A 14,236-nucleotide genomic window follows, 5' to 3' on the forward strand; every position below is an offset into this window, starting at 1 on the left:
TCCCTGAGGAGTCGTGCGACGCGGGTCACTTGGCCTGTAGGAGCAGCCCGAGGACCACCCCGTAGAGGACGTGGACGACAGCCACGACCGCGGGAGTCTGGATGCCGTAGTTGACGGCGAACAGACCGGGCGGCTCCAGCACGGCCCTGCTGGCCGGGCCCGCCCGCTGGGAGGCCATGCGCGGGTGGACACCCGGCAGTAGCGGCAGGAGCAGCGTCAGCGCAACCCCGACGTGGATGGTCCCGAGCAGCGCCCCGATCCACCAGGTGGCGCGGTGCAGCAGGGCGAACGTGGCCGCGTAGCCGAGGGCGAAGCCCTGACCGGCGCAGAGGTGCATGAAGAACCCGACGACCCGGGCCCGGTCGGGATCCTCGGTGACGAGGGTCCCGAGTACCAGGGGAAAGTCGAGGCGAGTGAGGCCGGCCAGTTGAGCAGTGATCAGCACTGCGGTGAGCACCGCGGTGGCGACCAACCCGAACAACGCCCATCCGGCCCAGTCCATCTCAGCAGCGCTGAACGTCGCGCGGCACGCGGCACCGCGACGTTCTCTCGGTCATCGGTCCGTCCTCTGGCTGAACAACGTGCAGGTCCCTGGTCCTGATCTGACGCCCGCGTGGCATCAAATCGGACGACTGTGGCCGTACCGGCTTTTCACCATAAGCCACTGAACTGTGACGAGATGTGTTCTCGCCGAGATGCGACCGGCGCCAGGACGGCCCCCACCGGCTGGAGGAAATGGTGTGCTCAGGGGCGTCGTGTAGCGCGCACGACGACGTCGTGCAGAGGGACCGCCTGGCCGCCGGGGCCGGTGACCGTGCGGACGTGCTCTTCGGCGGTGGTGATCTCCCACGTGGTGTTGTCCAGGCCCGCGGTGATGTCCGCGAGGGTGACCGATGCCTCGGCTGGAGGGTGGTGCCCGTGCCCGGTGGCTCCCGAGGTGTGCAGGTGCCCGACGATCAGCAGGGTGCCGCCGGGCGCCACCCATCCGGAGATGCGGTCATAGAAGGCCAGTTGCGGAATCGCGGGGTGCGCGTAGTGCGTCGTGACCAGGTCGAACCGCGTGCCCGGGTCCCAGACGGTCAGGTCCGCCTCAACCCACTGCACGCGCTCGAACATTCCGCTGTTCGTCGCGGCCTCGGCGGCGCGGGCGAGGACTTCCGGGGCGATGTCGACTGCGGTGACATGCCAGCCGTGCGAGGCGAGCCAGATCGCCTCGGCGCCGGCGCCGCACCCGGCATCCAACGCCGTGCCCGGCACCAGGCTGCCGGTCTCGCGGGCGAGATACGGATGCGGGGCACTCCCGGCCACCGCTGCGGGTCCGTCGCGGTGCGCCTGGTGCCAGTGCCGCTCCCAGTAGTCCTTGTCGAACCCGTGCGTCATCGCCTGCTCGGCCATCTGACCTGCCCCTTCACCGACTTCGTGTGTTGCTGCCGACTGTGACCGGCGACGAACCGATACGCAAAACTTCTTGCCGAATGGCAAAATTGGGGGCATGGACACGGACCTGGACCGCACGCTCGACGCCGTCGGGCCGAGGCTGAAGCACCTGCGGCTCCGCCGCGACATCACGCTCACCGACCTCGCGGGGGAAACCGGCATCTCCGCCAGCACGCTGTCCAGGCTCGAGGCGGGCCTGCGTCGCCCCACGCTCGAGCAGCTCCTCCCGCTCGCTCGCGCCTACGGCGTCACTCTCGACGAGCTCGTCGACGCGCCGCCTACCGGTGATCCCCGCATCAACCTGCGCCCCGTCGCGTGCAGTGACGGGTCGACGGTCCTGCCGCTGACCCGCAGGCCCGGAGGCATCCAGGCCTACAAGTTCGTCCTCCCGACCGGGGCTGACGACCGCGAACCCGACCTGCGCACCCACGAGGGCTACGACTGGGTCTACGTCCTCAACGGCACGCTGCGCCTGGTCCTCGGCGAGCACACGCTCATCCTCAGACCCGGAGAAGCCGCGGAGTTCGACACCCGCACCCCGCACTGGTTCGGCTCCACCAGTTCCGGTCCCGTCGAGTACCTCAGCCTGATCGGCAAACAGGGCGAACGCGCGCACGTCCGCGCAGCGCCAAGATCGGGCCCGTCCGAGTAAGGGTGTACGGCTGCGTGGCGGGCGTCTCGACGGCGGCGCTCCGTGTGTAGGTCCGTGCCCCTCGGGTAGGCGGCCGGTAAAGGCTTGACCACGGACATTGCGACATGCCGGACAGCCGGAACAGAGGAGGTGGCGTCGTGCAGCATCACGAATTCGTCGGGCAGGTGCAGGCCAGGGCCCGACTGGCGGACATCGGGGAGGCGACCTCGGCGATCCGGGGGACGTTGCAGACTCTGGGCGAGCGGGTTCCTGAAGGGCTGGCCGACAACCTGGCCGCGGAGCTGCCTCAGGAGATCGGCGAGTACCTGCGGCAGGCGGCGCCCGCGCCAAGCTCCGGAGTTCGGTTCGACCGCGATGCGTTCGTCGCTCGGGTCGCGGACCGGGCAGGCATGGATCCGCCTCAGGCCGCTTATGCCGCCCGTGTCGTGTTCGAAGTCGTCGACGAGGCCACGCAGGGTCGGATCATGGACCGCCTCCAGTCGGCGCTGCCGGCAGATCTGCGTCAGATGGTTCGTTCGGGCAGTCGCGGCCGGCTACCCGACTGATTGAGCGCGTGCCCATGCGGCTCTCACCGGCTTGTCGACGTGGTCGCCTTCGCCGCAACGTCGCCCAGCCCGGCGCGCAGCGCGTCCTGGCTCAGGCTCGGCCGGCCGCCCGGATGCCCGACGGTTGCCCCGGCGGCGGCGACGGCGTGCCGGGCGGCGGTCGGCGGCGGGTCGCCGCGCAGTAGCGCCGCGGTCAACGCGGCGACGAGGGCATCGCCGGCGCCGGTGGTGTCCACCACCTTCTGATCGGTCAGGGGGACGAGCAGGTGCCCGTCGCCCCACCGCTGGTCGCGCCAGGCGAAGAGGTTCCCGGCGTTCACGCCGAAGGCGAGCAGCCGCGGCCCGGCTGCCAGGATGTCGCCGGCCGCGGTCAGCACCCGGTCGATGTCGTCGGTGGGCGCTGCGGTCCACAGGCGTGTTTCGTGGGCGTCGGTGCGGACGACGTCGGCCACGGCGAGCAACGCCGGACGGTCGCTCTCGCTGGCCGGTGCACCGTCGACCACCACAAGCCGACCAGCGTCGTGGGCCAGGCGCGCGGCGCCGAGGGTAGCCGCGGGCGGCTGCTGCAACTGCACGAGTACGGCGTCCGCGGCGCGTAGCAGCTCCGCGGAGGCTTCGACGTCGGTCGCGGTGAGGAGCACCTCGTTGGGCAGGTGTTGCAGGTACCGCCACCGCCCGGCCCCGTCGAGCGCCTCCACGATCAGCCCAGTGGATGTGTCCGGTCGGCGGACCACCTGTGTGACGTCCACCCCGTCCCGGGTGGCCTGCGCGAGCAGGCTGTCGCCGATGTCGTCGTCGCCCGCCACCGCGACCAGCGCCACCGTCACGCCGAGCTGGGCGAGTGCTACCGCCTGGTTGGCGCCCTTGCCGCCCAGCATCTCGCGCCGCCCCCCGACGTCGGCCGCGTGGCCGACCTCCGGCCACTGGTCGAGCTGAAGGACGAGATCGCGGGCGAGTTGGCCGATCACCACCGCGCGGGGACTGCTCATGTCGCTGTTCTACCCGGTACCGGACACGACTACCGGTTCGGCGAAACCGAGTGGAACGGAGGCTGACCGTCGCCGTGGTGCGCCACCACGATGGCCCGGGGACGGGGACGTGACCGGTCAGACCGGCCGGACCGATGCGGTTCTAGTCGGCGGGCGAGACCCGACAATCGGAACCTGTGGCGTCGACAGTCCAATGTCGGCCGGCCACCGGCACACGGTGCAGGCCGATCCGTCCGAGGTCGTCGGGAACGTGGGCGTCGGCGAGGAGGCCGTCCTCGCCCGGTTCGAGGCCGAGCATCGTGCGCAGAAACAGCAATGGCGCCCCGCTGGCCCAGGCCTGCGGGTTGCAGGCGGTGGGGTACGGCACGGGCTGACGACCGAAGGACCGGTCGTAGCCGGAGAACGCCTCGGGTAGCCGGTGATCGGAGTGCTGGGAGGCCTCCAGCATCGCCATCGCGATCCGGTTCGCTTCCTCCCGGTAGCCGTAACGGGCCAGCCCGGCGGCGATGATGGAGTTGTCGTGCGGCCAGACCGTGCCGACGTGGTAGCCGATCGGGTTGTAGCCGACGTCGAGGGTCGACAGGGTGCGTACGCCCCAGCCGGAGAACATCTCCGGAGACATGAGCTGCCGCGCGAGCTGTCCGGCACGGTCGTCGGGGACGATGCCGCTCCACAGCAGGTGACCCATGTTGGAGGTCATCGAGTCGATGGGCCTTTTGTCGCCGTCCAGGCCGATGGCGTAGTAGCCGCCCCGTTCGGGGATCCAGTAGTCCCGGTTGAACCTCTCGCGCAGCCCCGCGGCCTCGGCGCGTAGGCGGTGAGCCATCGCGGGGTCGTGCCATGGCCCGTCGGCGAGTTCCGCCATGCGCAGTTTCCCGTCGTAGGTGTAGCCCTGTGTCTCACAGGTGGCGATCGGGAGGACGGGAATCGTCCCGTCGGCGTACTGCACACCGTCGGGGGAGTCGCGCCAGCACTGGTTACCAAGGCCCTGCGTGGAGCGGGTGGCGTACTCGACGTAGCCGTCGCCATCGCGGTCACCGTGGTGGTCGATCCATCGCAGCGCGGCCTCGGCGTTCTCGCGCAGCCGGCGCACCAGCTGGGCGTCGCGGGTCCACCGCCAGTACTCGGACAGGAGGACCAGCCAGAGTGCCGTGGTGTCGGCGCCACCGTAGTAGGGGCGGTAGGGCTTGACGCCGAGCTGGCTGAGCTCACCCGAGCGGTACTCGTGGAAGATCTTGCCCGGCTCCTGGTCGGTGAAGTCGTCGAACACCGTGGCCTGGTGTCTGGCCAGCACGATCAGTGCTCCCCGGGCAACCTCCGAGCCGCAGGTCATGGTCTGGTAGGCGGTGATCAGCGTGTCGCGGCCGAAGGTGGTGAGAAACCACGGCAGTCCCGCGGAGAGGAGGACGACCGGTTCGCCGGCGATGGTCTTCTCGAGTCGCATGGACACCAGATCGATCGCCGACCTGTGGTAGACGTCGCGCAGTAGATCCGTCTCCGCGTGCAGATGCGGCTTCTCGGCCGCCCATCGCGTCGACGGGTCCTCCGGCCCGTGATCGAACGCCTCGCCGAACCCGCGCACCACGGGCCGGCGGTTCTCCTCGCCGCAGCGCAGCGGCACACTCAACTCACAGCTCCACTGCTGTCCCCGCTCGAGGCGCAGGTCCCACACCAGGGCGTCGCCGTCGACCAGGTCGGCCGGCGGGTTGGCCTCGATGTGTACGGAGGCGGCGTAGCTGCCGTTGCGGTAGTGGAACGCGAGTGCCGAGCCGTCGGGTCCGTCCTGGCGGGTGATGTCCGCGGTGCGGTCGCGGCCGGACTCCTTGATCTCGAACAGGTCGGCGAAGTCGGTCCCGACCGCCAGGCGCAGTCGGATCGACGTCGGCTCGATGCCGAAATAGCGAAGTTCGACGCGCTCGTAGAGGCCGTCGCCGACGAAGCGCTGCCGCCGTACGCCGACCCGGTTCGCGGACAGGTGGGGCAGGTCGGCATTCGCCAGGAAGAACGCCGCCGAGTAGGCGTCGACGGTCCCGGAGGAGAGCACCAGCAGCGGGGCGTCGTCGATGGTCAGCTCCCACTGGTCGAGGAACCGGGTGTCGTCGTGGACGAGACCGCCGATCGAGCCCTTCGGCACGTTTCCCGCGGCGTCGGAGAACATGAACGTGCGGCCCTCCAGCACACCGACGGCGTCGGGCCCCAGCTCCGGAGGCAGGTCCCGAGAAGCGCCGCTGGACACCCGGCGCCCCATCGACGTGTCCGGCCGGGGATCCGCAGGCGTTGGCCGCCGTGATGTCGCGGTCACCCACACCTCCTCAGGTTGTGCTGCCTGCCCGCGCGGGTGTTGCCCGCGGCTGATGACCGCCGCCGAGCGCCGCCCGATCTCTCCACCGGGTTCCCGGCCACACGCAAGTCATCCCGGCGCGTTCGCTGCCGGTCCGGGGTGCGCGAATGCGACTGTCGTGTGCCGGTACGGGTGGTACGGGCGCGACTGTTCGGTTCAGCTGTCCTGGGTGAGCAGGGCGGCGTATCGGGTGAGGTACAGCGGCCACCCTTCGTCGTGGGAGACGCCGTCGCTGACGGACTGCCATCCCGGGCCGTGCCGGTCGATGTGGCGGTGCTCCAGCTCGACCCTGGTGCGCTGCGGGGTCTCGGCGACGAACCGGACCTCGACCTCGCTGGTGTTCTCCGGCTCGGTCTCGACCTGCCATTGCGGGCTGATGTCCCAGCTGAACACGAGGCGGTGCGGCGGTTCGTAGGCGAGCACCCGCGCCCAGCGGCACTCGCTGCCGTCGGCGGCCCGGTCGTAGATGTGGCCGCCAACCTTCGGTTCGAACACGGTTTCGGCGATCGGTAAGCCGAGCAGGTTGTGCTCGGGCGGCTTGAAGTCGCCGAACCGCTCGGTGAACACGGTGAAGGCTCGTGCGATCGACGCCTCGACGACGATCTGTCGGATCACCACGGCGGCTGCCTGGGTCATTGGTCCTCCTCGGTCGGTTCTTCGACGACGTCCTGATAGCTGTCCAGTGCCCGGTTCCAGAACGTCTCCAGCTGATCTCGCAGCGCGGCCACGCCCGCCGGATTGAGCCGATAGACCCGGCGCGCGCCCGCTGCGCGGTCGGTGACCAGCCCGGCGTCCTTCAGCACCTTCAGGTGCTGGGACACCGCCGGCCGGCTGATCGGCAACCCGTCGGCAAGCTCGCCGACCGCCCGGGGCCGCTCGGCCAGGCACGCGACGATGGCGCGCCTGGTGGGGTCTCCCAGCGCGTCCCAGCCATCACTAGCTCGGTAAGTAGCCACGAACGGTAAGCTACAACTTACGGAAGCGCGGGTCAAGGCACCGAGTGGGCCCGATTCAGGGTGGTGCGGGCGTGTCGCGTGGAGGCCCGGAAAGCCGGGCTTGACGGAGCGCAGACATCGGAGGTTAACTGCCTCAGCGATACAAGTCGATGCGTTCCGACCGTCCACACTGGCCGGTCGGGCGCTCTCGGCCATGCCATCGCGGCGAGGCCCACGGGAGCGGGCACCGCCTGAGGCGCAGCGTTGCGCCGCCACCCGTCCGGCGCGATCCCAGCGGCCGGCAGCACCCGACCCCACCGCACCACCCTGCACCGCCTCAGCCGAGCATCGGCGGCCCGGCTTTCGTACCACCGCCAACCCGGCCCCGGCGGGCCCGCATGCCAGTGGCGTGCGCGCCCGGGTCGACGCTCAGCAGAGGAGCACAGCATGCGTTCCCGTGCCTTAGCACTCGTCACCAGCCTGGCCATGTTGCTGGCCACCCTGGTAGCCCTGCCGGCCCCGGCCTCGGCAGCACCCCTGACCAAGGTCCTGGTCTTCAGCAAGACCGCCGGATTCCGCCACTCGTCCATCCCCAACGGCATCGCCGCCATCCGGCAGCTCGGAACCGCCAACGGGTTCACGGTGACCGCGACCGAGGACGCCGCCCAGTTCACCACCGCCAACCTGGCCCAGTACCAGGCGGTGGTCTTCCTGTCGACGACCGGCGACGTCCTCAACGCCAGCCAGCAGACGGCCTTCGAGTCGTACATCGCCGCCGGCGGCGGGTACGTCGGTGTGCACGCCGCCGCCGACACCGAGTACAGCTGGCCGTGGTACGGGGGGCTGGTCGGAGCATGGTTCGACTCGCACCCGGCGATCCAGTCCGCCACCGTCCGGGTCGAGGACCGGACGAACCCGTCCACCGCCCACCTGGGCGACACCTGGGTCCGCAGCGACGAGTGGTACAACTACCGCACCAACCCCCGGCCGAACGTGCGGGTCCTGGCCAGCCTCGACGAGTCCTCGTACAGCGGCGGCAACATGGGCGACCACCCGATCACGTGGTGCCGGGCATACGGCGGCGGACGAGCCTGGTACACGGGGCTCGGGCACACCGAAGAGTCGTACACCGATCCGAACTTCACCCGGATGCTGCTCGGTGGCCTGCGGGTCGCCGCCGGCGCCGTGGCGGCCGACTGCACGCCGCGTACGACCCCGCCACCCAGCGGCACCAGCCTGCGCGCCCGGGCCAACAACCAGTACGTCAGCGCGCCGAACGCCACCACCGCGCTGATCGCCAACCGGAGCGCCGTCGGCGCCACCGAGCGGTTCGACCTGGTCGACCTCGGCGGCGGCAACGTGGCGCTGCGCGCCAAGGCCAACGGCATGTACGTCGCGGCCGAGAACGCGGGCGCCGCCGCGCTCATCGCCAACCGGGCCGCCGCCGGCGCCTGGGAGACCTTCCAGCTCGTCCGCAACTCCGACGGCACGGTCAGTCTTCGCGCCCTGGTGAACAACCGGTACGTCGTGGCGGAGAACGCGGGCGCCGCTGCCCTGATCGCCAACCGGACCGCCATCGGCCAGTGGGAGAAGTTCGACCTCGTCACCGGCTGACCGCGCCCGTCCCGGTCCGCGCCACCACACCGTCGCCACCATCCGGCCGTGGCGCGCCCCCACGCGCCCAGCCCCCGGTCGTCGAGAAAGGACGATCATGCCCGCTCACCCCCGGCGCTGGCCCCGGGCACTCCTCGCGGCGCTCACCACCGTCGCGAGCGTGACCCTCGCCGTCGCCGCCCCCGCCCAGGCGGCTCCGATCCCCGCCGCCGACTACCAACAGGTCGCCCTGGCGACCGGCTCGGCGGAGCTCGGCGAGGCCATGTCCCTGGCCGTCATGCCCAACCGCTCAGTGATCCACACCGCCCGCAACGGCACCGTGCGGGTGACCGACGCGGCCGGCAACACCAAGGTCGCCGGCACCCTCCCCGTCTACACGCACGACGAGGAGGGCCTGCAGGGCGTCGCCGTCGACCCCAGCTTCGCCACCAACCGGTACGTCTACCTCTACTATTCGCCCGCGCTGAACACCCCGGCCGGGGACGCCCCGACCAGCGGGACGGCGGCGGACTTCGACCGCTGGAAGGGGCACCTGCGGCTGTCCCGGTTCACCCTCAACGCCGACAACACGCTCAACCTGGGCAGCGAGCGGATCATGCTCCAGGTCGACAACGACCGGGGCCAGTGCTGCCACGTCGGCGGCGACATCGACTTCGACGCCGCCGGCAACCTGTACCTCACCACCGGGGACGACACCAACCCCTTCGAGTCCAACTCGTTCACCCCGATCGACGAGCGGACCAACCGCAACCCGCAGTTCGACGCCCAGCGCTCGTCGGGCAACACCAACGACCTGCGGGGCAAGGTGCTGCGGATCAAGCCGCAGCCGGACGGCTCGTACACGATCCCGGCCGGCAACATGTTCCCGCCCGGCACGGCCAGGACCCGGCCGGAGATCTACGCGATGGGCTTCCGCAACCCGTTCCGGATGAGCGTCGACAAGCCGACCGGCATCGTCTACCTCGGCGACTACGGCCCCGACGCCGGAGCCGCCGACCCCAACCGCGGTCCCGGCGGCCAGGTCGAGTTCGACCGCATCACCGGGCCCGGCAACTACGGATGGCCGTACTGCACCGGCACCAACACCCCGGCCGAGACGTACAACGAGTACACCTTCCCGTCCGGGCCGTCGCTGGCCAGGTACAACTGCGCCACTGGGCCGACCAACAACTCGTTCCGCAACACCGGGCTCACCACGCTGCCCGCGGCGAAGCCGAGCTGGATCAAGTACGGCGACGCCGGGTCGCCCCCGGAGTTCGGCGGCGGCTCGGAGTCGCCCATGGGTGGGCCGGTCTACCGGTACAACGCCGGGCTCAACTCCAGCATCAAGTTCCCGGCGTCGCTGGACGGCCGCTTCTTCGCGGGGGAGTACGGTCGCCGGTGGATCAAGGCGATCGCGGTCAACGCCGACGGCTCGCGCGGGGAGATCTCCGACTTCCCGTGGAGCGGGACCCAGGTGATGGACATGGCCTTCGGTCCGGACGGGGCGCTGTACGTGCTGGACTACGGCACCGGGGCGAACAACCAGGCGCTCTACCGGGTCGAGTACATCGGCGGCGGCAACCGCAGCCCCGTCGCGGTCGCCTCGGCGAACCCCACCTCCGGGTCGAACCCGCTGACCGTCACCTTCTCCTCGGCCGGCAGCTCCGACCCCGAAGGCGGGGCGCTGAGCTACCTGTGGACGTTCGGCGACGGGACGACCTCGACGGCGGCCAACCCGACCAAGACGTACACCACGAACGGGACGTACACCCCCACCCTGCGGGTCACCGACCCCACCGGCCTGGCCGGCACGGCGAGCCTGGTGATCACCGTCGGCAACACCGCCCCGACGGTGTCGCTCACCCTGCCCGCCAACGGGCAGCTCTTCGCCTTCGGCGACACCGTGCCGTTCCAGGTCACCGTGAGCGACCCGCAGGACGGCACGATCAACTGTGCGCGGGTGACCGTCAACTACGCGCTGGGCCACGACAGCCACGCCCACCAGATCACCTCGAAGACCGGCTGCAGCGGCACCATCATCATCCCGGTGGACGGCGAGCACGACACGGCGGCCAACATCTACGGCGTCTTCGACGCCTCCTACACCGACAACGGCGGGCTCACCATGCACAGCATCAAGACCCTGCAACCGAAGCACCGGCAGGGCGAGCACTTCGGCGCCCAGTCCGGCATCCAGATCGCCGACCACGCCAGCGCCGAGGGTGGCCGGACCGCCGGCTTCATCGAGAACAACGACTGGATCTCGTACCAGCCGTACCACCTGGCCAACACCACCCGGTTCGCCGCGCGGGTCTCATCCGCCGGCGCCGGCGGCACCATCGAGGTGCGCGCCGGATCCGCCACCGGCACCCTGCTGGGCACCGTCACGGTCCCGGTGACCGGCGGCTGGGAAACCTTCACCACCGTCTCCGGCGCCATCAGCAACCCGCCCGCCGCGACGACCACGCTGTACCTGGTGTTCAAGGGCGGGGCCGGGAACCTGTTCGACGTCGACTCCTTCACCTTCACCACCGGCTCGGGCGGCGGTGCGGCGGTCAGCCTGCGGGCGCAGGTCAACAGCCAGTACGTGACGGCCGACAACGGCGGCGCGGGGCCGCTGATCGCGAAGGCCGCCACCATCGGGCTGGCGGAGCAGTTCGACCGGGTCGACGCCGGGAACGGCAACATCGCCCTGCGGTCGCGCGTCAACGGCATGTACGTCTGCGCCGACAACGCGGGCGCGGCGCCGTTGATCGCGAACCGTGCGGCGATCGGCCCCTGGGAGACCTTCCAGCTCATCACCAACTCCGACGGGAGTGTCAGCCTGCGCGCCCTGGCCAACAACCAGATCGTGACCGCCGAGAACGCCGGGGCGGCGCCGCTGATCGCCAACCGTGCGGCGATCGGGTCCTGGGAGAAGTTCGCCCTGACCGGCTGACGGACGACGGGCCCGGCCTGGTCGCGCATCAGGCCGGGCCCGCCGGCGCCGCCACCATCCACCGCGAACGGGATGGCGCGGCCATCGGCAACCGGCGATCATGCCTGCATGAATCCTGCTCCGGGCGTCGTCTCAGGGTGCCGGGCCGACCGGCACGTACACGGTGACCTGCACGGCCTCGGTTGGGGACGAGACGCCGTCTCTGTCGATCGGTGATCCTCCCCGCTTCCACGACGCCCGTTCGAGGGCTGGCGGTGCTGGCCGCCTCCGTCCTGGCGCCGCTCGGTGTGCTGGTCGGCGCGGTGTTGGCGGTGGTCGTCGCGATCCGGCGCCGCCTCCCGTCCCAGGCGAGAATGCGTGACGATCGAGGCGCGCCGGCCTGACCGTCGGCCGTCAGAATGGGGAACCCAGCGTCGAAGGGCTGGTCAGGCTCGCGCTGCCCCGATCGGCCCGTGACATGATTGCGCCCATGGGGAAGCAGCAGGACGTCGGCGGGCCCGACCGTCACAGCGGGTCAGGCACCACCAACCATCCTGGGGCCGGTGGCAGCGCGGACGCGCAGCTCGCCCTCGCGCAGGACCCCGCAACGCCACAGATGACCCTCATCGACCTGGCGTCCGACCCGTCGGCGGTGGTTCGCAAGGCGGTCGCGTCCCGGACCGACGCACCCGCGCAGGCCCTGCGGTCGCTGACCCGGGACCCTGATCGTCAGGTCCGGGAGACCGTGGCGAGAAACTCTTCGACCTCGGTCGGCAATCTCCTGCGTCTCGTCAAGGACGCCGACCGGTGGGTGCGCTGGGCGGTCGCCGGCAACCCGGCCTGCGACGAGTCGGTTCGTCAGGTGATGGTGGAGGCGCCCGACAAGGAGCTTCGCGGTCTCCTCGCGGAGACGCGGGGGTTGGAGCCCGAGCTGGCCGCCCGGCTGATCGACGACGTGTCACCCGAGGTACGGGAACGCCTCGCCACCCACACCCACGACCCCGACGTGATCACCGCCCTGATGGCCGATCGCACCGCCCGCGTCCGCAAGGGGGTCGCCCGGAACCCGCGGACCACCGCCGCGCAGCGCAGCGTGCTCGCCCAGGACCCGGTGGTCGACGTCCGCGCCGCGCTGGTCCGCGCGGTCGAGCTGGACGAGGCGGATCTGGAACGCCTGGTCGACGACCGTTCGGCGCTGGTCCGACTGGCGATGGCGAAATCCGAGGTCATCCCGTCGCACATCCGGCAGGCTCTCGAGAGTGACCCCGACGAGACGGTGGCCAGTGCGGCGCGAGGTTTCCGCCCGGGATCGGGCAACTCCCCGGTGGTACGGGCTCCACGGGTCGCGCACCGGCGCTCCGGGACCGGCCCGGGTCGACCCGGCGGCGCCACGCGCTGAGGAGCCGGCGGCATCGGCGCTGCGATGGACCGGTGACTCCCGGGCCGGAGCACGGCCAGCTACGGGCCGACCAGGACTGTTAACCTCCGGGTTTCCATCACGGGGGAGGCAACACGATGGGTGATCCGGCGGAATCGCCGACCGAGGATTTTGGCGTGCTGCTGCCAGCGCCGCCAGCCCGGCGCGGCCGGCGTCGCCTGCCGTGGGTGCTGGGTTGCCTGCTGGTCCTGCTGCTGCTCGGCGGCGGGCTGTACGCCGTCGCGCCGCTGCGCGACCCGCTGCCCGCCCCGGCGGTCGAGCTGACCGTACCGGCGTCGATGACCATCCCCGGTGCGGCGCCGCGACTGCCCTGGCCGCGTTCGGGTCAGGCGATGATCTCGGTCGACGGGCTCGGAACGTTCGGCGCCTTCGGCGGGTCGAAGCCGCTGCCGATCGCGAGCGTGACGAAGGTGATGACGGCCTACGTCATCCTCACCGAGCACCCTCTCGCCGTCGGCGAGCAGGGGCCGAAGCTGACGGTCAGCGCCGAGCAGGCGGCCGCGTACCCGGCGGAGAAGGCACGCGGCGAGTCGCTCGTCGAGGTGCGGGCCGGGGAAGTGATCACCGAACGGCAGGCGCTGCAGGCGGTGCTTCTGCCCTCGGCGAACAACATGGCGCGCATCCTCGCTGCCTGGGACTCCGGCAGCGTCGCCGCCTTCGTCGAGAAGATGAACGCCGTCGCGGACGACCTCGGCATGTCCGACACCCACTACACCGACCCGTCCGGCCTCGACCCCGACACCGTGAGCACGGCGCGGGACCAGGTGATTCTGGCGAGCAGGGCGATGGCGTTGCCGGCGTTCGCCGAGATCGTCAAGCAGAAACAGGCGACCATACCGGTGGCCGGCACGGTGCAGAACTACAACGAGCTGGTCGGCCGCAACGGCGTGGTGGGGATCAAGACCGGCTCCACCGACGAGGCCGGCGGCTGCCTGGTCTTCGCGGCGGTGGTCACCGTGGGTGGCCGGAAGCTCAGCATCGTCGGCGCGGTCCTGGGTCAGCCCGGCGCCAACACCCCGGTCCAGCTGGACCGGGTCTTCGCGGTGACCCGGTCGTTGCTCCGCTCGACAGCCGCCGCGCTCGCCGTCCACACGCTCGTCGACGCCGGCGAGCAGGTCGCCACGGTGCGCGGCCCATTCGACACCGGCAGCACCATCAACGCCGCCGAGAAGGTCGAGGTCGTCGGCTGGCCGGGCCTGCGGGTACGGCTCGACGCGCAGATCCCCGCCGTGTCGTCGCGGATCGCCGCCGGCGCCGAACACGGCCAGCTCACCGCCACGGCTGGCGACGGCGAGCCGGTCGCCACGGCGCTACGCACCAGGGCCGCGATGGAACCGCCGACCACCTGGGAACGCATCCGCCGCCACCGCTGACCGTCGGACGAGG

The 14,236-nt window shown here is 71.0% G+C and carries 13 protein-coding genes; 7 read left to right on the forward strand and 6 right to left on the reverse strand.

Translation table 11 applies throughout. From position 1 onward, the window contains the following. Window positions 1–25: 25 nt before the first annotated feature. Together KBX63_RS08835 and KBX63_RS08840 are read right to left on the reverse strand one after the other, a co-directional pair. Window positions 26–502 (reverse strand): hypothetical protein, encoded by a 477-nt coding sequence (locus KBX63_RS08835; RefSeq protein WP_210910493.1) that lies wholly within the window; start codon window positions 500–502, stop codon window positions 26–28. A 242-nt stretch (window positions 503–744) separates the two neighbouring features. Continuing rightward, window positions 745–1,395: a bifunctional 2-polyprenyl-6-hydroxyphenol methylase/3-demethylubiquinol 3-O-methyltransferase UbiG gene (locus KBX63_RS08840; protein ID WP_247661969.1), complete on the reverse strand. Its 651-nt coding sequence runs from the start codon at window positions 1,393–1,395 to the stop codon at window positions 745–747. A gap of 97 nt (window positions 1,396–1,492) precedes the next feature. On the opposite strand from KBX63_RS08840, the gene KBX63_RS08845 reads away from it, so the two are divergent. Together KBX63_RS08845 and KBX63_RS08850 are read left to right on the forward strand one after the other, a co-directional pair. Further along, complete coding sequence (locus tag KBX63_RS08845) at window positions 1,493–2,089, forward strand: helix-turn-helix domain-containing protein (RefSeq protein WP_210910494.1); 597 nt, start codon at window positions 1,493–1,495, stop codon at window positions 2,087–2,089. Between the two features lie 104 nt (window positions 2,090–2,193). Further along, entirely contained in the window at window positions 2,194–2,634 is a 441-nt protein-coding gene (locus tag KBX63_RS08850) for a DUF2267 domain-containing protein (protein ID WP_210910495.1), read from the forward strand. 23 nt (window positions 2,635–2,657) lie between these two features. On the opposite strand, the gene KBX63_RS08855 is transcribed toward KBX63_RS08850, so the two are convergent. The 4 genes from KBX63_RS08855 to KBX63_RS08870 all read right to left on the reverse strand — a co-directional run bounded on the left by KBX63_RS08855 (window position 2,658) and on the right by KBX63_RS08870 (window position 6,920). Continuing rightward, window positions 2,658–3,623, reverse strand: coding sequence for a PfkB family carbohydrate kinase (locus KBX63_RS08855; protein ID WP_210910496.1), 966 nt, complete (start codon window positions 3,621–3,623; stop codon window positions 2,658–2,660). Window positions 3,624–3,765: 142 nt separating this feature from the next. After that, on the reverse strand, window positions 3,766–5,925 hold the full coding sequence (locus KBX63_RS08860; protein ID WP_307871650.1) for a glycogen debranching N-terminal domain-containing protein: 2,160 nt from the start codon (window positions 5,923–5,925) through the stop codon (window positions 3,766–3,768). Window positions 5,926–6,120: 195 nt separating this feature from the next. Beyond that, on the reverse strand, window positions 6,121–6,600 hold the full coding sequence (locus KBX63_RS08865) for an SRPBCC family protein (RefSeq protein WP_210910497.1): 480 nt from the start codon (window positions 6,598–6,600) through the stop codon (window positions 6,121–6,123). Beyond that, on the reverse strand, window positions 6,597–6,920 hold the full coding sequence (locus KBX63_RS08870; protein ID WP_307871651.1) for a metalloregulator ArsR/SmtB family transcription factor: 324 nt from the start codon (window positions 6,918–6,920) through the stop codon (window positions 6,597–6,599). The genes KBX63_RS08865 and KBX63_RS08870 overlap by 4 nt, the downstream gene beginning before the upstream one ends. Before the next feature lie 426 nt (window positions 6,921–7,346). Here KBX63_RS08870 and KBX63_RS08875 point away from each other — a divergent pair, with 426 nt between their 5' ends. From KBX63_RS08875 to KBX63_RS08895, 5 genes are all read left to right on the forward strand, one after another. Beyond that, the gene (locus tag KBX63_RS08875) at window positions 7,347–8,513 is read left to right on the forward strand and encodes a ThuA domain-containing protein (RefSeq protein ID WP_210910499.1); all 1,167 of its coding nucleotides are present in this window, start codon (window positions 7,347–7,349) and stop codon (window positions 8,511–8,513) included. A gap of 97 nt (window positions 8,514–8,610) precedes the next feature. Next, entirely contained in the window at window positions 8,611–11,433 is a 2,823-nt protein-coding gene (locus KBX63_RS08880; protein WP_210910500.1) for a carbohydrate-binding protein, read from the forward strand. Window positions 11,434–11,645: 212 nt separating this feature from the next. Continuing rightward, window positions 11,646–11,816 carry a hypothetical protein gene (locus tag KBX63_RS08885; RefSeq protein ID WP_210910501.1) on the forward strand — a complete coding sequence of 57 codons (171 nt, stop codon included), beginning with the start codon at window positions 11,646–11,648 and terminating at the stop codon, window positions 11,814–11,816. A gap of 86 nt (window positions 11,817–11,902) precedes the next feature. Continuing rightward, window positions 11,903–12,811: a hypothetical protein gene (locus KBX63_RS08890; protein WP_210910502.1), complete on the forward strand. Its 909-nt coding sequence runs from the start codon at window positions 11,903–11,905 to the stop codon at window positions 12,809–12,811. Between the two features lie 155 nt (window positions 12,812–12,966). After that, window positions 12,967–14,223: a D-alanyl-D-alanine carboxypeptidase family protein gene (locus tag KBX63_RS08895; protein WP_210910503.1), complete on the forward strand. Its 1,257-nt coding sequence runs from the start codon at window positions 12,967–12,969 to the stop codon at window positions 14,221–14,223. Window positions 14,224–14,236: the final 13 nt, after the last annotated feature.

Source organism: Micromonospora sp. U21, assembly GCF_018070045.1.
Classification (GTDB): domain Bacteria; phylum Actinomycetota; class Actinomycetes; order Mycobacteriales; family Micromonosporaceae; genus Micromonospora.

Bases quoted from the DNA above. Each gene is read 5' to 3' on its own strand.
- KBX63_RS08835 (WP_210910493.1), bottom strand. From the start codon at position 502: ATGGACTGGGCCGGATGGGCGTTGTTCGGGTTGGTCGCCACCGCGGTG.
- KBX63_RS08840 (WP_247661969.1), bottom strand. From the start codon at position 1,395: ATGGCCGAGCAGGCGATGACGCACGGGTTCGACAAGGACTACTGGGAG.
- KBX63_RS08845 (WP_210910494.1), top strand. From the start codon at position 1,493: ATGGACACGGACCTGGACCGCACGCTCGACGCCGTCGGGCCGAGGCTG.
- KBX63_RS08850 (WP_210910495.1), top strand. From the start codon at position 2,194: ATGCCGGACAGCCGGAACAGAGGAGGTGGCGTCGTGCAGCATCACGAA.
- KBX63_RS08855 (WP_210910496.1), bottom strand. From the start codon at position 3,623: ATGAGCAGTCCCCGCGCGGTGGTGATCGGCCAACTCGCCCGCGATCTC.
- KBX63_RS08865 (WP_210910497.1), bottom strand. From the start codon at position 6,600: ATGACCCAGGCAGCCGCCGTGGTGATCCGACAGATCGTCGTCGAGGCG.
- KBX63_RS08875 (WP_210910499.1), top strand. From the start codon at position 7,347: ATGCGTTCCCGTGCCTTAGCACTCGTCACCAGCCTGGCCATGTTGCTG.
- KBX63_RS08880 (WP_210910500.1), top strand. From the start codon at position 8,611: ATGCCCGCTCACCCCCGGCGCTGGCCCCGGGCACTCCTCGCGGCGCTC.
- KBX63_RS08890 (WP_210910502.1), top strand. From the start codon at position 11,903: ATGGGGAAGCAGCAGGACGTCGGCGGGCCCGACCGTCACAGCGGGTCA.